Genomic DNA, 19769 nt, shown 5'->3' with positions numbered 1-19769 from the left:
TTTTTGTTTAGTAGCTTTTATGTAGATTGCGGTAAAAATATTTAAATTTTGAGTAAGACAAAAAAAATATCGAAGAGCTTTTTGGGGTTTTTAATTGTATCTATTCTTATTTGGTTTGTTATAACTTTATCCAAAGAATATACTACTCAATTAACTTTTTTTGTGTCATATAAAAATATTCCTCAAAATAAACTACTTCAAAAAGAACCTATTAAAACAATAGACGCTGTAGTAAAATCTACTGGTTTTAATATTTTAAGATCAAGGTTTAATAAAAATAAATTGGTTTTAAATGCCGGGTATTTAAATAGAAAATCTTTAGATAAATATTACTTTTTAAGTAAAAATCAAAAAAATAGTATTCAGAAACAATTGCATTCTGGCATGCAGTTAGTAGAAGTATTACAAGATACTATTTACCTAAACTTAGGTAGTTTGATTTCTAAGAAGGTACCTGTAATTCCTAATTTAGAAATTAATTATCATATTGGATACGATTTATCAAAAGCAATAGAAATAGAACCAGATAGTATATTAATTTCTGGACCAAAAGGCAAAGTTGATTATATTAATTCTTTAAAATTAGATCTTCTTAAACTGCAAGATGTGAAAGCTGATTTTTCTGAAAAAGTGACTATTGATAAAAAACAATTAAGCAACTTAAAGACTAATACTGGGTTTGTAACTATCTATGGTAAAGTAGAAAAATTTACAGAAGGGAGTTTTCAAATTCCTGTAGAAATCGTTAATTTACCTGAAAATGTTAAGTTGACTACTTTAGTCAAAACTGTTCAAGTAGTTTATGTTGTTGCTTTATCTAAATTTAATAGAATAGATAAAGAATCGTTTAGAATAGAATGCGATTATAAAATTTCAGAAAAGAACAATCTCAATTATTTAATTCCTAAAATTGTAATAAAGCCTAATTCTCTTAAAAGTGTTAAAGTAATTCCTAATAAAGTAGATTTTTTAATCCAGAAATAAAATGATTATAGGTTTAACGGGTGGAATAGGAAGTGGAAAAACAACAGTTGCAAATTTATTTCTTGAGTTTGATAATGTAGCCGTTTATTTTGCTGATGTAGAAGCAAAAAACTTAATGAACACCTCAAGTACCATTAAAAGTAAAATTACTAAGGCATTTGGAAAAGAAAGTTATATAAATAATCAATTAAATAGAAGTTTTATAAGCAATTTAGTTTTTCGGGATAAAGATAAATTACAAATTCTCAATACTATTGTACACCCTGAAGTAAAAAAACATTTTCAAAATTTCATAATAAATAACCAAGATAAAAAATACATTATTTATGAAAACGCTATACTGTTTGAAAGTAAAAGTAACTTGATTTGTGATTTTATTATTTCTGTTTTTGTTGATGTAAACACAAGAATTAAAAGAGTATTACTTCGAGACAAATTTACAAGAGAAGAAGCTAAAAGTAGAATTAAAAGTCAGTGGTTGGAAGATAAAAAAGTACTTCAATCTAATTATTTAATAACTAATTACGACATCTCTAAAACTAAAAATCAAGTTAAAAGAATTCATAATATTTTAACAAAAAAGGCGGTTTAATTTTTTATAAATTTACTTTTTTTGTTAAATAACTCTTAAATTTTAACTAAAACACTTGTTTTATTTCAAAAACAGCAAAAGACTTTTTTTAAAAGCCTTAACTTTGTTTCATGGGCAAAAAAATGTTTGTGCTTATTGTTGTATTAATGAGTGTTTCCTTAATTGGAATTATTGCTGTACAATTATATTGGATAAACAATGCCGTAGAAAGTAAGAAAGAGCAGTTTCAAAATGATGTTCAAAAATCTTTAGGTAGTGTTTCTGAGAAGATTAATGAAAAGGAAGAAGCTCAATTTGAAAAAAACATTAATGACATCATAGAAAATAAAGGTTTAGCAGATAATGCAGGAATTAAGAATTACTTATTTCAGCAAATAGATACGGTTAACAACCAAAGATTTACTTTTGGTGCTACTATTTTAGAAGAGAATTTTAAAATTCCAACAGATTTTCTTGATAATGATACTCTCATTTACAAACGTATAACTGGAAAAAAAGACTTTTTTCAGACTATGCATATCAAAGGGGTTGATAATATTTTCTCAGCATCAGATAACAAAAGGTTTTCTTATACAAAACGATTGTCCGATTTGGAACGAAGTCAATTTTCTGAGTTTTATAGAGATGTAAATAGTAAAAAACCAATTTACCAAAGAATTAGTAACAGGGAGTTGAATGTCCTTATTAAAAAAGAACTAGAAAAAAGAAATATATCGCTAGGATTTAAATATGGAGTGTATAGCAAAGATGGATTAGCAACAAAATTAAAATCTGGATATTACACTATAGATAAAAAAGACAGTTATCCATACCCTTTATTTTATGACCCAGACGGAAAAGTTGATTACTGGTTATATGTAACATTTCCAACAAAAAACGAACATATTTTGTCAGGTATTTCAAGTATATTGTTATTATCTCTATTTTTTATATTCATTATTATTATAGCTTTTTCTAGTTCATTATATCAATTAATTCGGCAGAAAAAAATATCAGAAATCAAAACAGATTTCATTAATAATATGACACACGAATTTAAAACACCAATTGCAACAATAAATTTGGCTTTAGATTCTATTAAGAACCCAAAAATCATTGATGATAATGATAAAGTACTGCGATATGTCCAAATGATTCGGGATGAGAATAAAAGAATGCATTCTCAAGTAGAAAATGTTTTAAGAATCTCTAGATTAGAAAAAAATCAAATAGAAATTAGTAAGGAAGCATTAGATATGCACGACATAATTGATGATGCAATTACGCATGTTAGTTTATTGATAAATGATAGGAAAGGAACAATTAATACACATTTTGAGGCGATTACTTCAGAAATTTTAGGCAATCAATTTCACCTTACTAATGTTGTTGTTAATATGTTAGAGAATGCTTTAAAATATTCTAACGGTGCTCCTAGAATTGATGTTTATACTGAGAGTACCAATAAAAATTTTCTCTTTAAAATTAAAGATGAAGGGATTGGGATGAGTAAAGCAGTTCAAAAACAAATTTTCGATAAATTTTATAGAGAACAAAAAGGAAATATTCATGATGTTAAAGGGCATGGTTTAGGTTTAGCATACGTAAAAGAAATTGTTGATAAACATCATGGGACAGTATTTGTAGAAAGTGAAAAAGGAAAAGGAAGCATATTTACAGTAAAATTACCAATAATTTAAAAAGTATAACAAGATGGGAAGCAAAAAGATTTTATTAGTTGAAGACGATCCAAATTTTGGAACAGTTTTAAAAGATTATTTAGCATTAAACGATTATAACGTTACGCATGCAAAAGACGGAATAGAAGGTCTAATTATGTTTAAAAATAGTGATTATGATTTATGTATTCTTGATGTTATGATGCCTCGTAAGGATGGTTTTTCTTTAGCACAAGATATAAGAAGTACAAATAAAGAAGTGCCAATTATATTTTTAACAGCAAAAACTTTAAAAGAAGATGTTTTAAGAGGGTATTCTGTAGGTGCAGATGATTACTTAAACAAACCCTTCGATTCTGAAGTCTTATTGCATAAAATTAAAGCTATTTTGCAACGTAAAGACACTGATAAATCTGCAGAATCAGAACAATTTGAATTTACAATTGGTAATTTCTTCTTTAACTCTAAACTTCGTCATTTATCTGTTGGTAAAGATGGTGAACCATCAAAATTATCACCAAAAGAAAGTAAATTATTGCGCATGTTAGCTATTCATAAAAACGATTTAATGCCTCGTGAGTTGGCATTAACAAAAATTTGGAGAGATGACAATTACTTTACTTCGAGAAGTATGGATGTTTATATTGCCAAACTTCGTAAATATTTAAAAGAAGATGAAAATGTAGAAATTTTAAACATTCATGGAGAAGGTTTTAGGTTGGTAGATAAATCTTAAAAACAAAAAACTTCCCTTAGAAAAACTCAACTTATTAAAAATTAGGTTGAGTTTTTGTATATTTATACTATGGCTGAATTCATTAAAATATACAATGAAAACCCAAATCAAAAAGCAATAGATAAAGTTGTTAAGATTTTAAAGAATGGTGGATTAGTAATTTATCCAACAGATACCGTTTATGGTTTGGGGTGTGATATTACCAATAACAAAGCCTTAGAGCGCATAGCCTCTATAAAAGGTATAAAATTAGATAAAGCCAAATTCTCTTTTATTTGCGAAAATTTAAGTCATTTGTCAGACTATGTAAAACAAATAGACACTGCAACGTTTAAAATTTTAAAAAGAGCTTTGCCTGGACCATATACTTTTATTTTACCAGGAAGTAATAACCTACCAAAAGTTTTTAAAAAGAAAAAAACAGTCGGAATTCGTATTCCTGATAATAATATCATCAGAACTTTAGTAGAAAATTTAGGTAACCCGATTGTATCTACCTCTATTAGAGATGAAGATGAAATTTTAGAATATACAACAGACCCTGAATTGATTTATGAAAAGTGGGGAAACTTAGTTGATGTTGTTATAGATGGGGGTTATGGTGATAATACAGCCTCTACAATTGTTGATTTAACTATGGATTATCCAGAAGTTGTAAGAGAAGGTAAAGGAAGTTTAGATGTTTTGTAATGCCAGTAATTAAATTAGAAACGATAGTAAATACTAATAGAATTAATGTTGTTTTTGATTTGATAAGAAGTATTGATCTGCATAAAGTTTCTACCAAAAAATCTAAAGAAAAAGCTATTGCCGGAAAAACAGCAGGATTAATATCTTTGGGTGAAACTGTAACATGGAAAGCAAAACATTTAGGTATTACCCAGAAATTAACTTCTAAAATAACCGATTTTAAACGACCCATTTTTTTTGCTGATGAAATGCAAAAAGGAGCATTCAAAAGCTTTCGACACGAACATTATCTCGACTTAAAAGACAATAAAGTCATTATTAAAGATATATTTCAATATCAATCTCCTTTAGGATTTTTAGGGAAAATTGCTGATTTTTTATTTTTAGAAAGGTATATGAAAAACTTTTTGTTAGAAAGAAATAAAGTGATAAAAGAATATGCAGAATCAAATAAGTGGAAACAAATTACTTCAACTCATTAAATTTTTTTCTTCCTAGTAAAAAATATTGCCAAACAATACTAGTATGTAAATTGTAGTCTTGCTTTTTTGATAATTTTCTGCGTTTTCCTAAGAATTTAAAGCAGTTTTTATAGAAACTTAGATGTGCTTTTATAATTGCCCAAGTATGTATTGGTCTTAGTTCTAAAATAAATTTAACACCTGCAACTCCGTCTAAAATCAAACGTGAGAAAACAACAAATAGAAACCATTTTTTTGGAACATTTTTAACAACATTTAATAAACTATTTCTAAAATTTAAATAGGTTTTATGTGGGTTAGTTTCTTGTAAAGTAGCTCCCCCGACGTGATAAACCACAGATTTACCAACGTATTTTACATTATAACCAATGTTATGGGTTCTCCAACATAAATCAATTTCTTCTTGGTGTGCAAAATAGTCCTCATCTAAACCACCAATTTCATGGTAAACTTTAGAGCGAATAAATAAACAAGCTCCTGAAGCCCAAAAAATGTTGGTGTTATCATCATACTGACCTTTGTCGGTTTCTAGGTGATTAAAAACACGTCCTCTGCAATAAGGATAACCGAATAAATCTACAAAACCACCACCTGCCCCTGCATATTCAAATTTGGTTTTGTTTTTATAATCTAATAATTTTGGCTGAATAATAGCTGTATTTTCATCACTCTTAAACTCTTTAATAATAGGTTGTAGCCAGTTTTCGGTAGCTTCAACGTCAGAATTTAATAAACAATAAATATCTGCATCTACAGCTTGTAAAGCATCATTATACCCCTTGGCATAGCCTCCGTTTACAGCATTTTCTATAATTCTTACAGAAGGGAAAAACTCTCTTACGTGTTGTATAGAAGAATCTGTTGAAGCATTGTCAGCCAAATAAATATCAGCCTCTTTTGAGCTAAAATTTATAACAGAAGGCAAAAACTGTTCTATGAGTTTTTGACCATTCCAATTTAATATGACAATCGCTATTTTCAAGGTTGCGAATTTACATTTTAATACTGAATTTTTACCTAAAGTTTTCTTAATAAAGTTACTTGTAATCTGGAATTTCTTTTAAGAAAACATAAGTTTGGTTTTCAAAATCCATTTTACAATAAAAATGAGACAACCCATTTGTAACAATCAAATAATTGGCTTTTAGTTTTAAATTATAACGCGCAATTTGATCAAAAGTATCTTGTGTAATTTTTATTGAAGGAGCTTTACATTCTACAATAATATCGTGTTTTCCTTTTTTGTTAAAAACTAAAATATCCGTTCTTTTTTTTTGATTGTTGATAACGAGTTGCTTTTCAATTGCGATTAGCGAATTGGGATATTTTTTTTCATTAATTAAAAAAAGTACAAAATGTTGTCTTACCCATTCTTCTGGAGTTAAAACCAAATATTTTTTTCTCAAATTATCAAAAATAAGCGTCTTATTTTCGCTACTTTTGAGTCTAAAATCATAAGTGGGTAGATTGAGTTTTTGCATCAATCAAAAGTAAGAAAATGAACGAAATAAGAACTATAGTTTCTGATATTAAGAATGGCAATATAAAACCTATCTATTTTTTAATGGGTGATGAGCCTTATTATATCGATAAGATTTCAGATTTTATTGAAGAAAACATCTTAGATGAAGCTGAGAAAGGTTTCAATCAACAAGTAATGTATGGTAGAGATGCAAGTATAGAAGATATTATAAGTGCTGCAAAGCGTTATCCAATGATGGCAGAAAGACAAGTTTTAATTGTTAAAGAAGCTCAAGATTTAAGTAGAACTATAGAAAAGTTGGTTTCTTATGCAGAAAACCCACAACTTACAACAGTTTTGGTGCTTAATTATAAGTATAAAAAACTTGATAAACGTAAAAAATTACATAAAGCAATAGTAAAATCTGGATTAATTTTCGAAAGCAAAAAGCTATATGAAAATCAAGTTGCAGATTGGATTCGTAGAGTTTTAAGTGGACAAAAGTATCAAATTGAGCCCAAAGCGGCTCAAATGTTGGTTGAATTTTTGGGAACTGATTTGAGTAAAATAGCGAATGAATTGAGCAAGTTAATGCTAATTCTTCCGAAAGAAACTATCATTAATGATCACCATATCGAAGAAAACATAGGGATTTCTAAAGATTATAATAATTTTGAATTAAGAAAAGCTGTTGGAGAGCAAAACATTATAAAAGCCAATAGAATTATCAACTATTTTTCTGAGAATCCTAGAAATAATCCTTTGGTAATGACCATTTCTTTATTGAATGGATTTTTTACCCAACTGCTTATGTTCCATGGTTTGCAAGACAAGTCTAAAAGTTCTGTAGCAAAATCGTTAGGTGTAAGTCCGTATTTTGTTGATGAGTATTTTTTGGCTGCAAGAAATTACCCTATGCGAAAAGTTGCACAAAATATTGCTTTTTTAAGAGATGCTGATGTAAAGAGTAAAGGAGTAGGAGCAAATCAGTCAAATAAAGATATTTTAAAAGAGTTACTATTTAAAATTTTACATTAAAATGAAAAACATTTTTACAAAAGAAGTTACTAATGAGGTGATCGCGAGAATTAATAATCTTACTTCAGAAAGTCAACCCAAGTGGGGTAAAATGTCTGTTGCACAAATGTTAGCGCACTGTGCTGTAACTTACGAAATGGTCTATACAGATAAGCACCCAAAACCAAATGCTTTTACAAAATTTATACTAAAATTGTTTGTGAAGAAAATTGTAGTTTCAGAAAAAACATATGCAAAAAACGGAAGAACCGCACCACAATTTTTAATTTCTGATGAAAGGGTTTTTGCAACTGAAAAACAACGATTAATTAATTTTATCAATCAAACTCAAGAATTAGGAGAATCATATTTTGATGGAAAGGAATCACATTCATTTGGGAAATTAACCTCTCAAGAATGGAATAATTCTTTCTATAAGCATTTAGACCATCATTTAACGCAGTTTGGCGTGTAATTTTTATTTTTCGCTAACGGTCGGGTATATGAAAAGTAGCAGACTAAAAAAGCTAATACTTTCAGTTTAAAAACTAAAATAGCAGAAAAGAACTAAACTTTAAGGTTTAGCTCTTTTCTGCTATTTTTTATATACGTGGTTGTGGTTTGTATTATTTGTTGAACAATTCAATTACTTCATTTATTTTTGGATTTTTCATATTTAACCATTCAGTATATTTAGTATATTCAAATTTCTTATTGTAAAATGTTTTTTCATTAAATTTTTTAAATAGCATTTCGCAATACTTTTCTAAACTCAATTCTTTATTCTTGTATCTTTTAGATAATTCTAAATTGCCAGATATAAAGTATTCCAAAAAGAAATCCAATCTTATCCAAAATAAATTGTTATTACCCAACCAACCTTCAACACCATCCCATCTTTGGTCAACGTATTTTATTTTTAAATTATTATTCATTTATTTTGTATATGTGTATGTTAATGGATTGTAAGTATACCCTAAACCTCCTTGTGAAACAGGTGTTGTTAAGAGATTATGTTCTCTTGCAAAAAATGAAATTTGTCCTTTATCATTAATAAGATTGATAGGATTATTTGGGTCAGAAACAACTCTTATGACATCATTTCTGTTGGCAGCATCTCTTAACCAAGGTTCATTAATATTATCCCAAATTTGTTGGTCGTTCCAGTTAGGGTCAGGTGTTTCACTTAAAGCATTAATACCACCAGTATTTTTTCCAAATTTTTCAATTGCTCCGTCAATAATTTTTCGTGTAACTCCAATAGTTATAGGTGATTTATCTTTACCAGAAGTACTTGTAAGAATTCTTCTAGATAAATGAAGCCAATACATTTTTGATTTAGTCGAAACAATTTTCTTAACTTCTCTCAAAATTGACGAATAGTATGATTCAATTAGCTGTTTTGCCTCTAAATAATTATATTTTTTTTCAGGCACTAAACTCCAAAACGATTTTCGTTTGCTATGAGGTTGTTTAATTATCTCTGAAACAACAGGTTTAGAGATTAAGTAAAATGGTCTTTGATAATAATCTAAATTCACAGTTGAGATAATGACAGCTAACTAGTTTTGGATATTTCGAGTTTTAATTCGTTATATCCAAAGTTAGCGAATTTAGTTTTTTTAAGCTAAAAAATCAATAGGTAAAAACACCTAAAAATTAAAAACCACACTATAAAGTGTGGTTCTAAAATTGAGTTTTAAAGAAATCTATTTTGTTATTTTTTTTGCTTTATCTGCAATAATTCTTGTTTCTTTATTAGCAACTTCCCAAGCGGTATAAAACACCAATCTTGTTCTTTTTTCTAACAATTCGTAATTAATTTTATCTGGTGTGTCTGTAGGTTTATGATAATCTGCATGGGTTCCGTTAAAATAAAAAATAATTGGAATATTATGTTTTGCAAAGTTGTAATGGTCAGACCTATAATAAAAACGATTTGGGTCGTTTTCATCGTTATATTTGTAATCTAAACTAATATTTGTGTATTTCTTATTTACGTCTTCAGATAAAGTATGTAATTCTGTACTCAATTTATCAGATCCAATTAAATAAATATAATTAGGGTTTTCTTTGTGTCTTTCATCAACTCTTCCAATCATATCGATATTTAAATTACAGACTGTATTTGCAAGAGGAAACAACGGATTTTCTGTATAGTACTTAGACCCTAATAAACCTTTTTCTTCTCCGGTTACATGTAAAAAAAGAATAGATCTTTTTGGCCCTTTTCCTCTCTTAACAGCTTTTTTAAAAGCTTCGGCAATTTCTAACATGGCTACTGTACCAGAACCATCATCATCAGCACCATTATAAATTTCTCCATTTTTAGTTCCTACATGGTCTAAATGGGCAGAAATTACCACGATTTCTTCTGGTTTTTCAGAACCTTTAATAAAAGCAACCACGTTTTCAGAATCTTTTAATTTTCCTCTTCTTGTGTTTTTATTTAACCATTCAGCTGATACTTCTTGGAAATAATCATCATCACCAATTGGAGATATAATTTTACTTTTCACATAAAAATCTTTTAAATACTTTATTGCTTTTTTCTGACCAGGTTCTCCAGTATCTCTACCTTCAAATTCATCAGAAGCATAAATATACAAGTGCTTACTTAGATCTTTTGAGGTAATGGTCTTAGCGTATTTTTCTGCATATTTACTATTATCGTTTGCTGTGTTTTGATTAGATCCACAAGCTAAAAGAGCAACAAAACTTAAAAAAAAAGGTATTTTTTTCATTGATAAAAAGTGTTAATTAATTTGAATAGTTTCCAAATGTAATAAAAATTGTTACAGTAATTTCAAATTTAATTTTTGTTGATTACAAACTGTTGTAAGTTTTTGTTAAAATTGATAAGCTCGTTAGGGAACAGTTTGTCAAAAGCATTCATTTCTATGAGTGTTTTAGGGGTTCCAAAATGTAATTTATCATCAGTTATAAGAACAATTTCATCAGCTAATTGAATAGATAAATTTACTTCATGAGAAGAAATGATAATGGTTTTTTGAGTTTCAGTAACCAACTTTTTTAATAGCGACAAAATTTTTAAGGTATGATGCATATCCAAGTGAGCAGTAGGCTCGTCTAAAATAATAATTTCTGTATTTTGGGCCAAAGCTCTAGCAATTAACACTCTTTGCAATTGTCCATCACTTAATTGGTAAAAAGGTTTATTTTTTAGATGTTCAATTTTAGTTAGATGAATAGCACTGTTTATATGTTCTACATCAGTCTTAGAAAGTTTGTCAATCCAATTGGTGTAAGGTTGTCTACCCAGTGCCACCAATTCGTAAACGGTAAGCTGACTTTCGGGCAATCGTTCTGTGAGTACTAAACTAAGTTGTTTTGATAATTCTTTTTCGGAAATTTGTGATATGTCTTTTTGATTGATGAACACTTTGCCATCTATTGGTTTTTGAACTTTAGAAATTGTTCTTAGTAAAGTCGATTTTCCTATTCCGTTTTTACCTAAAATAGTGAGGAATTTTCCTTTTTTAATTTCTAAATTGATATCAGAAACCACAATTTTATCTTGCTTTTTCTGCTGATAACCAATGGTTAGTTTTTCAGTTTTTAAAACGATATTTTCATTCTTTATTTTCAAAGTTTCAAAGTTTACGGAGATTATAAGTTTAGCTTTTTTACTTTGCTACTTTTTTTCTCTTTATATTTTGTTACTATATTCTATACAAATATCTTCTTTTTTCTTATCAGTAACCAAATCACAATGGGTGCACCAAATAAGGATGTAATTGCATTAATAGGAAGCGTAAACTCGCTTGTAGGTAATTGTGCAATACTGTCACAAATTAAGAGTGTAATGGCTCCAATTATGGCCACAGCTGGTAAAAGTATTTTATGATTTGCACTCGCAAATAACATTCTTGCAATATGTGGTACAGCTAAACCAACAAAAGCAATTGGGCCAGAAAACGCGGTAATAACGCCTGTTAAAATACTTGTGATTAATAAAATGATATTTTTACTTTTTTTTACATTGATTCCTAAGCTTTTTGCATAATTTTCTCCTAATAAAAAGCTATTTAAAGGTTTTATTACCGATAATGTACCTAAAATTGCGATAGTATAGAAAATGAAAAAAACAAAAATTTCATTCCAAGATAAATTTCCTAAACTTCCAAAACTCCAAAATAGGTATTGCTGTATTTGGTCTGCTTCACTAAAATAGGCTAAAACACTTATAATTGCTGATGTTAAGCTTCCAAACATCAATCCGATAATAAGAATAGACATAGTATTTTTAACTTTATTAGCAGAGATAATCACAGCAGATAAAACTAAAAGCGCTCCTAAGGTCGCAGCGATTGGTAATGACCAATTCGATGTTGATTTGGTTAATAGAAATCCTCCAAAAACCGAAGAACCTAAAATTAAAATGGCAACTCCTAAACTAGCTCCAGATGATATACCTAATACAAATGGACCAGCTAATGGATTTCTAAATAATGTTTGCATTAATAGGCCACAAATGGATAATCCTGACCCAACTAAAATGGCCGTAATTGCCTTTGGTAATCTAAAATTAAAAATAATTGCTTCCCAACTTTCTTTAGTAGAAATACCACCCGACAAAGTATTTATGATCTCTTTAATTGGAATAGATACTGAACCTAAACTAATATTGGATAGAAAAAAAAGAACCAGTAAAACTGATAAAAAGATAAAATGTTTTGTGTAGCTTTTTTGTTTCATCCTGTCATTCCTACCAAAGTAAGAATCTATTTTTTAATTTGTGGTTAATTATGGATTCCTGTTTTTACAGGAATAACAACCTAATTATTGTTTTTTAAAAAAGTGACCAACTTTTGAATTGCAATTCCACGATGTGAAATTTTATTTTTTGCTGTGGATGACATTTCAGAAAAAGAATATTGATAGCCTTCAGGCTTAAAAATGGGATCATAACCAAATCCTCTTTCTCCTTTTTTATGATGTAAAATTTCACCTTTGCAAATTCCTTCAAAAAGAAATTTTCTGTCACTTAAATTAAGTGCTACAGCAGTTCTAAATTGGGCTTTTCTGTTTGTTTTATTTTCTAAATCTAATAGTAGTTTTTGTATATTCTTTTCTGAATTAGCAGGTTCTCCAGCAAAACGCGCTGAATAAACTCCAGGTTTACCATCTAAACTTTCAACTTCTAAACCTGTATCATCAGCAAAACAATTTAAACCAAAGTTATTGGTAATATAATCTGCTTTTAATTTTGCATTGCCTTCTAAAGTAGTTTCTGTTTCAGCAATTTCATCAAAACAATTAATATCTTGTAAACTTAATAATTGAATTGAATTGGGTAACATTTCTTGAACTTCTTTCAGTTTGTTTAAATTATTTGTTGCAAATACAAGTTTCATTAAAATTAAATTGATTTTGAACAAATGTAATCATTTTATAAATGAGTTTTTGTAGTTTAATTTACTTTAAAAGTGAAAAATATCCTTTAAATTGCAAAAAATGAAAAACGCTAAAAGTATTGTTATCATTGGTTTGTCGTGAAAATGTCGGGTTAAAAAGCCATCAAAAAATTTGTCATCTAAAATTACTGAATTAACATTGTATGGAATTTAATAAAAAACATATTATGAAACAGCCAGAATTAGGTCAGAAAATTTTAGAGTTAAGAAAACAAAAAGGTTATACTCAAGAAGAATTGGTAGAACAATGTAATATTAATGTACGTACAATTCAAAGAATTGAAGCAGGAGATGTTTCTCCAAGAAGTTATACCATTAAAGCCATTTTAGAAGTTTTAGGTTTTGATTATGAAGAAGTTTTTCAGAAAAAATATTTTCCTGGGAAATTCGATACATTTTTAGGAATCGATAAAAACAAAATTTATAAGCAATTAAATATTGCAATGATTTTTGGTTTCGTTTATTTTTTATCTGGTTTTTTTGAAATTGGAGCAGATTTTTTAAGTTATGAGAAAAATAGTGTCACTTTTAAAAGTATCTATATTGTTATAAAAGTTATTTCTACTGTTGCACTTTTCTTGTTTTTTAGAGGATTTGTTATTGTAGGAGGAATGTATAACAATTATTTAATGCAAATTGCCTCTTTTTTAATTATTGTTTTTACTTTGTTTTTTTCTGTTTTAGATATTACTTCATTATATGTTTGGCAAGATTTTTTAAATATTTTTGGAATATCTAAACTAATCGCATTTGGAGTTTTAAGTATTATTATAGGTATGGCTATAAGAAGACTTACAGATTTTGGAAATTTAGCTAATTGGACTGGAATTATTGAAATTATAACAGGAGTTTGCTTATTACTGATAATATTATCTCCAATTGCACTAGTAACACAGTTTGTAGTTGAAATTTTCGAAGTAATCCTTTTGTATAAAATTGCTTTACAGTTAAAGAAAAGAGTTTCTTAACTACTCATGATGATAAGGTTCGTTCTTTAAAATGGTAAATCCTCTATACAATTGTTCAACAATAAACAAACGAATCATTTGATGTGAGAATGTCATTTTTGATAAAGACAATTGTCCTTGTGCTTTTTTGTAAACCAAATCAGAAAAACCATAAGGTCCGCCAATAACTAAAACCAATTGTTTTAAACCCGAATTCATCTTTTTTTGCAAATATTTAGAAAATTCAATGGAGGTGAATTCTTTACCTTTATCATCTAACAAAACTAACTGATCTGTATTCTGTAGTTTGTTTAAAATTAATTCTCCTTCTTTTTCTTTTTGTTGAACTTCACTTAAATTTTTTACGTTTTTGATATCAGGAATAATTTCTAATTCAAACTTTATATAATGTTTCAAACGCTTTTGATATTCATCAATCAATTGAATAAGCTGTTTGTTATCTGTTTTGCCAATGGCGAGTAATTTGATTTTCATAGCTCAAAATTACGAATTATGAATTATGAATTACTATTTTTACATCAGAATAAAGTTAAAAAAGAATGATATCAAAAGAACAATTTGAAAAAGAATTAGAACTCATTATTACAAATGCAATTCGTGAAGATATTGGTGATGGTGATCATACTTCATTGTCTTGTATTCCTGCTGATGCGAAAGGAAAAGCAAAATTATTGGTTAAAGATGATGGAATTATTGCAGGAGTAGCGTTTGCGAAACAAGTTTTTAGTTATGTGGATGCTGATTTAGAAGTAGAAACTTTTATTAATGATGGTGAAAAAGTAAAATATGGTGATGTTGTTTTTTACGTTTCAGGAAAATCGCAATCTATTTTAATGGCAGAACGTTTGGTATTAAATGCAATGCAAAGAATGAGCGCAATAGCAACTAAAACTGCTTTTTTTGCGAATCTGTTAGAAGGTACAAAAACAAAAGTGTTAGATACAAGAAAAACCACTCCAGGAATTAGAGCTTTAGAAAAATGGGCGGTAAAAATTGGAGGAGGAGAAAACCACAGATTTGCTTTATATGATATGGTAATGATAAAAGATAATCATATAGATTTTGCTGGCGGAATTACAGCTGCAATCACCAAAACAAAGAAATATTTAGCAGAAAAAGGTTTAGATATTAAGATAATTGTAGAGGCAAGAAGTTTAGAAGAAATCAAAGAAATATTATCTGTAGAAGGAGTTTACAGAATTTTAATCGATAACTTTAATTACGAAGATACTAGAAAGGCTGTAGCTTTAATTGGGGATACTTGTTTAACAGAATCATCAGGTGGAATTAACGAAGATACCATTAGAAAATATGCTGAATGTGGGGTAGATTATATTTCTTCTGGGGCTTTAACGCACTCTGTTTACAATATGGATTTAAGTTTAAAAGCAATTGATTAATAATTATTTTGATAGTGAAGAATACTCAAAAATTGATTTTACCAAAACAAAAATCAACAAAGGAGAATATGACAATTGTACGTTTACGAATTGTAATTTCGAAAGTATTCACGCATCAAACATCCAATTTGTAGAATGCGAGTTTATCAATTGTAATTTTAGCAATACAATTGTAAAAGACACCGCTTTTAAAGATGTTCATTTTATCAACTGTAAGTTAATTGGAATAAAATTTAATGAAGTTGATGCTTTTTTGTTGCAGTTTTCTTTTAAAGATTGTCAGCTAAATTATTCATCATTCTATCAATTAAAAATACCGAATACAAAGTTTATCAATTGTAAATTAGAAGAAGTCGATTTTACAGAAAGTACTATATCAAACTCACTTTTTGATAATTGCGATTTAAAAAATGCTATTTTTGATAGTACAAACCTAGAAAAATCAGATTTTAGAACTGCTTTTAATTTTGGGATAAATCCAGAAGAAAATCAAATCAAGGGAGCGAAGTTTAGTAGAAACTCTATTGATGGACTTCTTATTAATTTTGGGGTTATTATTGAGTAGCAAAGTAGCTGAGTAACAGAGTTGCAAAGAAACAAAGTCATAAAATAAATAAGGAGCAAGTAAAACTCTGCAACTCTGATACTATTTTAGCTTTGTTACTTATCAAAATAAAGAAAATGAAAACGTTTAGAGATTTATTAGTTTGGCAAAAATCTATGAGTTTTGTAACTGAAATTTATAATGAATCTAGAGTATTTCCGAAGGAAGAAACTTTTGGTTTAACATCACAAATAAGAAGAAGTGCAATTTCAATACCAAGTAATATTTCTGAAGGTTTTGGTAGAGAAGGAGTGAATGATTACCTCCGTTTTTTAAATATTGCTATGGCTTCACTTTTTGAACTACAAACCCAATTAGAAATTGCTTTTAATTTAAAATGCATCAACAAAGAAAATTTAGATAAATTATATGAATTGTCAAGAGAAATAGAGCGGATGCTTTCGAGTTTTATTAGAAGTATTAAGTCAAAACAGAAATAACTTTGTTACTTTGTCACTAAATTTAACTATGTAACTCAAAAATGAGTAAAGAAATAGAAGATAAACTAGATAAAATACCAATTGTTTGTGTTTTGGTACGTTTTGGGAAAAAAATAAAAATCCCAGGTTTAGAAGGTATGTCTTTATACGATGTTTTAGAAATGTATATCATCGGAATTGTTGAAGGCGCATTAACAACAAGAGCAGGTGGAATTGCATTCAGTTTTTTTATGGCGGTTTTTCCATTTATGTTATTCATTTTAACCTTAATTCCATACATTCCTATAGAAGGTTTTCAAGACGGATTATTCTCCTTTATTCAAGAAATTTTGCCTCCACAAACCTTTGAAGCCGTCAATACCGTTTTGGGTGATATTATCAATAATCAATATGGTGGCTTGCTTTCTTTTGGTTTTTTATTGTCTATTTTTTTAATGACCAATGGTGTAAATGCCATTTTTGGAGGTTTTGAATATTCATACCACGTAACAGATGTTCGAAACGTTTTTAAATCTTATTTTGTGTCTTTAGGGGTTTCATTATTAATGTCGTTATTTTTAATTGTAACCATAGTTTTATTGATATTGTATCAAGTAGCTTTGTCTAAGATAGATGAAATTGGTTGGTTAAATACTAGCGATTTAAATTTATTTAATTTAGGAAAAAACGCATTGTTTTTAGTGATGATTTTTACCATTGTTTCCCTATTGTTTAGATTTGGAACCAAACAAGGAAAAGAGGTGAAATTCTTTTCTGCTGGTGCAGTTTTAACAACAGTTGTTTCTTTATGCACGTTTTATTTATTCGGAATTTATGTGGTTAAATTTGCACAATACAATCAGTTGTACGGTTCTATTGGTACACTTTTAATCTTAATGTTATTTGTGTGGTTAAATGCAATCATTTTGTTGTTAGGTTTCGAATTAAATGCTTCTTTATATGCGTTAAGACAAAGAAATAAAATCGATTCAACTTTATAACCTTTATAAGTTTTTCACGATATTTGCGCTCGCAATTAACAATTGCAAGTGTTGAATTTTAAGTTTTTAGTTTTGAGTGATTTCATTAAAAACTAAAAACTAAAAACTAAAAACTATTTAATGAAACCAAGTATCCCAAAAGGAACCAGAGATTTTTCGCCAACAGAAGTTGCTAATCGTACGTATATTATGAATACGATTAAAACTGCTTTTGAAACTTTCGGATTTCAGCCTATAGAAACACCAAGTTTTGAAAACTCATCAACTTTAATGGGTAAATATGGTGAAGAAGGGGATAGGTTGATTTTTAAGATTTTAAATTCTGGTGATTTTCTTAAAAAAGCAGATCAGAAATTATTATCAGAAAAAGAAAGTATAAAAGTTACTTCTCAAATTTCTGAGAAAGCCTTACGTTACGACCTTACAGTTCCTTTTGCAAGGTATGTTGTTCAACACCAAAACGAAATTACATTTCCTTTTAAACGTTATCAAGTACAACCTGTCTGGAGAGCAGATAGACCTCAAAAAGGAAGGTTTAGAGAGTTTTTTCAGTGTGATGCAGATGTGGTGGGTAGTAAATCTTTGTGGCAAGAAGTAGAATTTGTACAGTTGTATGATAGTGTTTTTAGCAAATTAGGTTTGGCGGGCACTACTATTAAAATGAACAACAGAAAGATTCTTTCTGGTATTGCAGAAGTAATAGGTGCTCAAGATAAATTGATAGATTTTACGGTTGCTTTAGACAAATTAGATAAAATCGGTCAAGAAAAAGTTGAAGCAGAAATGTTGTCTAAAGGTATCACAGAAGAAGCTATTCAAAAAGTACAGCCTTTATTTAGCTTTGAGGGTTCAAATTCAGACAAATTGAATTCTTTAGAGAATATGTTGTCAACATCTGAAGAAGGAAAAAGTGGCGTAGAAGAATTACGTTTTGTAATCAATTCAATTTCAGAATTAGGTTTGCAAACGGCTAATTTAGAAATAGATGTTACGCTAGCAAGAGGTCTAAATTATTATACAGGAGCTATTTTTGAAGTAGCTGCACCAGAAGGTGTAAAAATGGGCTCTATTGGTGGTGGTGGAAGATATGATGATTTAACTGGAATCTTTGGATTAAAAGACGTTTCTGGAGTTGGAATTTCTTTTGGATTAGATAGAATTTATTTGGTTTTAGAAGAATTAGAATTGTTTAAATCTGTTGATTTGCCAAAGCCTAAAGTTGTTTTTTTAAATTTTGATGCATCAACAGATGTTGTTAAAATGAAAGCTATAAAGAGTTTGAGAGAAAATAATGTGAAATCAGAATTTTATCCAGATTTAGCAGTAAGTAATAAAGCTCAAAAACGACAATGGAAATACGTTACCAATAGAGAAATAGAATTTGTGGTTTCTAAAGTAGAAAATGATGTTTTTACTTTAAAAAATATGACATCTGGTGAGCAATTAGAATGTTCTCTAAGTGAATTAGTAAATCAATTAAAAGCATAAGTAATTATTCTTTGATAGGTATAATTGATACAAAAATTAAAATAGTACGTTACAAACACGTAAATTTGCACTTTAATATAGATTGAAATGTTTGAATTGAACAGCAAAATGAATGACGAAAGAATAGAAGAAATAGGAGAGAACCACGTTGGTACATCAGCCAAAACTCCGTTAAGAGCAGATGCTTTTGATATTTCTGATCAAGAAAAAATTAGTAAAATCCAAGAAAGTGTCAAAGATATTCTTGAGACTTTAGGAATGGATTTAACCGATGATAGTTTACAAGGAACTCCAAAAAGAGTTGCCAAAGCTTTTGTAAATGAAATATTTATGGGTTTGAACCCTAAGAATAAACCAAAAGCATCAACATTTGATAATAACTACAATTATGGAGAAATGTTGGTTGAAAAGAATATTGTGGTGTATTCTACTTGCGAACATCATTTATTACCAATTATTGGTCGCGCACACGTGGCTTATATTTCTGATGGAAAAGTAATTGGTTTGTCAAAAATGAATAGAATTGTAGAGTATTTCTCTAAAAGACCTCAAGTACAAGAGCGTTTAACTATGCAAGTGGTTCAAGCAATGCAAGAAGCTTTAGGAACAGACAATGTAGCTTGTGTTATCGATGCAAAACACTTATGTGTAAACTCAAGAGGAATTAAAGACATAGAAAGTTCTACAGTTACCGCTGAATTTGGAGGTAAATTCAAAGAAAAAGATACTAAAAGAGAATTTTTAGATTATCTAAAAATGGAAACAGATTTCGATTGATAATCAATAATTTAACTATATTTTAAAACCGTTTAGAAATTTCTAAACGGTTT

Annotated in this window: 24 protein-coding genes; 15 read left to right on the top strand and 9 right to left on the bottom strand. The window is 28.6% G+C overall.

Annotation, left to right across the window (positions count from 1 at the left end):
- Positions 1-48 precede the first annotated feature (48 nt).
- From DIS07_RS10325 to DIS07_RS10300, 6 genes are all read left to right on the top strand, one after another.
- Positions 49-984, top strand: a complete 936-nt coding sequence (locus tag DIS07_RS10325) for a YbbR-like domain-containing protein (protein WP_109405175.1) — start codon at positions 49-51, stop codon at positions 982-984.
- Between the two features lies 1 nt (position 985).
- Positions 986-1576: a dephospho-CoA kinase gene (gene coaE, locus DIS07_RS10320; protein ID WP_109405174.1), complete on the top strand. Its 591-nt coding sequence runs from the start codon at positions 986-988 to the stop codon at positions 1574-1576.
- Between the two features lie 110 nt (positions 1577-1686).
- Entirely contained in the window at positions 1687-3255 is a 1569-nt protein-coding gene (locus DIS07_RS10315) for a sensor histidine kinase (RefSeq protein ID WP_109405173.1), read from the top strand.
- Positions 3256-3268: 13 nt separating this feature from the next.
- A complete protein-coding gene (locus tag DIS07_RS10310) occupies positions 3269-3970 on the top strand; it encodes a response regulator transcription factor (RefSeq protein ID WP_109405172.1) in 702 nt (233 codons plus the stop codon).
- 69 nt (positions 3971-4039) lie between these two features.
- Positions 4040-4660 carry an L-threonylcarbamoyladenylate synthase gene (locus DIS07_RS10305; protein WP_109405171.1) on the top strand — a complete coding sequence of 207 codons (621 nt, stop codon included), beginning with the start codon at positions 4040-4042 and terminating at the stop codon, positions 4658-4660.
- Complete coding sequence (locus DIS07_RS10300) at positions 4660-5142, top strand: SRPBCC family protein (protein ID WP_109405170.1); 483 nt, start codon at positions 4660-4662, stop codon at positions 5140-5142. The genes DIS07_RS10305 and DIS07_RS10300 overlap by 1 nt, the downstream gene beginning before the upstream one ends.
- Here DIS07_RS10300 and DIS07_RS10295 read toward each other — a convergent pair.
- Together DIS07_RS10295 and DIS07_RS10290 are read right to left on the bottom strand one after the other, a co-directional pair.
- Positions 5126-6124 carry a glycosyltransferase family 2 protein gene (locus tag DIS07_RS10295; protein WP_109405169.1) on the bottom strand — a complete coding sequence of 333 codons (999 nt, stop codon included), beginning with the start codon at positions 6122-6124 and terminating at the stop codon, positions 5126-5128. The two genes, DIS07_RS10300 and DIS07_RS10295, sit on opposite strands and share 17 nt — an antisense overlap.
- A 55-nt stretch (positions 6125-6179) precedes the next feature.
- Complete coding sequence (locus tag DIS07_RS10290) at positions 6180-6623, bottom strand: type I restriction enzyme HsdR N-terminal domain-containing protein (protein WP_109405168.1); 444 nt, start codon at positions 6621-6623, stop codon at positions 6180-6182.
- Positions 6624-6640: 17 nt separating this feature from the next.
- On the opposite strand from DIS07_RS10290, the gene holA reads away from it, so the two are divergent.
- A complete protein-coding gene (gene holA / locus DIS07_RS10285; protein ID WP_109405167.1) occupies positions 6641-7642 on the top strand; it encodes a DNA polymerase III subunit delta in 1002 nt (333 codons plus the stop codon).
- A 1-nt stretch (position 7643) separates the two neighbouring features.
- A complete protein-coding gene (locus DIS07_RS10280) occupies positions 7644-8096 on the top strand; it encodes a DUF1569 domain-containing protein (RefSeq protein ID WP_109405166.1) in 453 nt (150 codons plus the stop codon).
- A gap of 151 nt (positions 8097-8247) precedes the next feature.
- Here DIS07_RS10280 and DIS07_RS10275 read toward each other — a convergent pair whose 3' ends face one another.
- The 6 genes from DIS07_RS10275 to DIS07_RS10250 all read right to left on the bottom strand — a co-directional run bounded on the left by DIS07_RS10275 (position 8248) and on the right by DIS07_RS10250 (position 12999).
- A complete protein-coding gene (locus DIS07_RS10275; protein ID WP_109405165.1) occupies positions 8248-8556 on the bottom strand; it encodes a hypothetical protein in 309 nt (102 codons plus the stop codon).
- Complete coding sequence (locus tag DIS07_RS10270) at positions 8557-9162, bottom strand: hypothetical protein (RefSeq protein WP_109405164.1); 606 nt, start codon at positions 9160-9162, stop codon at positions 8557-8559.
- Between the two features lie 168 nt (positions 9163-9330).
- Positions 9331-10365 (bottom strand): M28 family metallopeptidase, encoded by a 1035-nt coding sequence (locus DIS07_RS10265; protein WP_109405163.1) that lies wholly within the window; start codon positions 10363-10365, stop codon positions 9331-9333.
- 68 nt (positions 10366-10433) lie between these two features.
- Positions 10434-11231, bottom strand: coding sequence for an ABC transporter ATP-binding protein (locus tag DIS07_RS10260; protein ID WP_109405162.1), 798 nt, complete (start codon positions 11229-11231; stop codon positions 10434-10436).
- A gap of 80 nt (positions 11232-11311) precedes the next feature.
- Positions 11312-12340 (bottom strand): FecCD family ABC transporter permease, encoded by a 1029-nt coding sequence (locus DIS07_RS10255; protein ID WP_109405161.1) that lies wholly within the window; start codon positions 12338-12340, stop codon positions 11312-11314.
- Positions 12341-12420: 80 nt separating this feature from the next.
- Positions 12421-12999 (bottom strand): non-canonical purine NTP diphosphatase, encoded by a 579-nt coding sequence (locus DIS07_RS10250; RefSeq protein WP_109405160.1) that lies wholly within the window; start codon positions 12997-12999, stop codon positions 12421-12423.
- A gap of 227 nt (positions 13000-13226) precedes the next feature.
- Here DIS07_RS10250 and DIS07_RS10245 point away from each other — a divergent pair, with 227 nt between their 5' ends.
- The gene (locus DIS07_RS10245) at positions 13227-14027 is read left to right on the top strand and encodes a helix-turn-helix domain-containing protein (protein ID WP_181374585.1); all 801 of its coding nucleotides are present in this window, start codon (positions 13227-13229) and stop codon (positions 14025-14027) included.
- On the opposite strand, the gene rlmH is transcribed toward DIS07_RS10245, so the two are convergent.
- Entirely contained in the window at positions 14028-14501 is a 474-nt protein-coding gene (gene rlmH / locus DIS07_RS10240; RefSeq protein ID WP_109405158.1) for a 23S rRNA (pseudouridine(1915)-N(3))-methyltransferase RlmH, read from the bottom strand. It lies immediately after the preceding gene.
- Between the two features lie 65 nt (positions 14502-14566).
- Here rlmH and nadC point away from each other — a divergent pair, with 65 nt between their 5' ends.
- The 6 genes from nadC to folE all read left to right on the top strand — a co-directional run bounded on the left by nadC (position 14567) and on the right by folE (position 19716).
- Entirely contained in the window at positions 14567-15427 is an 861-nt protein-coding gene (nadC, locus tag DIS07_RS10235; RefSeq protein WP_109405157.1) for a carboxylating nicotinate-nucleotide diphosphorylase, read from the top strand.
- Entirely contained in the window at positions 15420-15992 is a 573-nt protein-coding gene (locus tag DIS07_RS10230) for a pentapeptide repeat-containing protein (RefSeq protein ID WP_109405156.1), read from the top strand. Before nadC ends, DIS07_RS10230 begins: the two co-directional genes overlap by 8 nt.
- A 116-nt stretch (positions 15993-16108) precedes the next feature.
- Positions 16109-16471, top strand: coding sequence for a four helix bundle protein (locus DIS07_RS10225; protein ID WP_109405155.1), 363 nt, complete (start codon positions 16109-16111; stop codon positions 16469-16471).
- 41 nt (positions 16472-16512) lie between these two features.
- Entirely contained in the window at positions 16513-17451 is a 939-nt protein-coding gene (locus DIS07_RS10220; RefSeq protein WP_109405154.1) for a YihY/virulence factor BrkB family protein, read from the top strand.
- Positions 17452-17571: 120 nt separating this feature from the next.
- Complete coding sequence (gene hisS, locus DIS07_RS10215; RefSeq protein WP_109405153.1) at positions 17572-18939, top strand: histidine--tRNA ligase; 1368 nt, start codon at positions 17572-17574, stop codon at positions 18937-18939.
- An 87-nt stretch (positions 18940-19026) separates the two neighbouring features.
- Complete coding sequence (folE, locus tag DIS07_RS10210) at positions 19027-19716, top strand: GTP cyclohydrolase I FolE (RefSeq protein WP_109405152.1); 690 nt, start codon at positions 19027-19029, stop codon at positions 19714-19716.
- Positions 19717-19769 lie beyond the last annotated feature (53 nt).

It is taken from the genome of Polaribacter aquimarinus (assembly GCF_003129485.1).
GTDB classification, from domain to species: domain Bacteria; phylum Bacteroidota; class Bacteroidia; order Flavobacteriales; family Flavobacteriaceae; genus Polaribacter; species Polaribacter aquimarinus.
The sequence above is the reverse complement of the archived record's forward strand: the minus strand, read 5'-3'. Positions and strand labels throughout refer to the sequence as shown.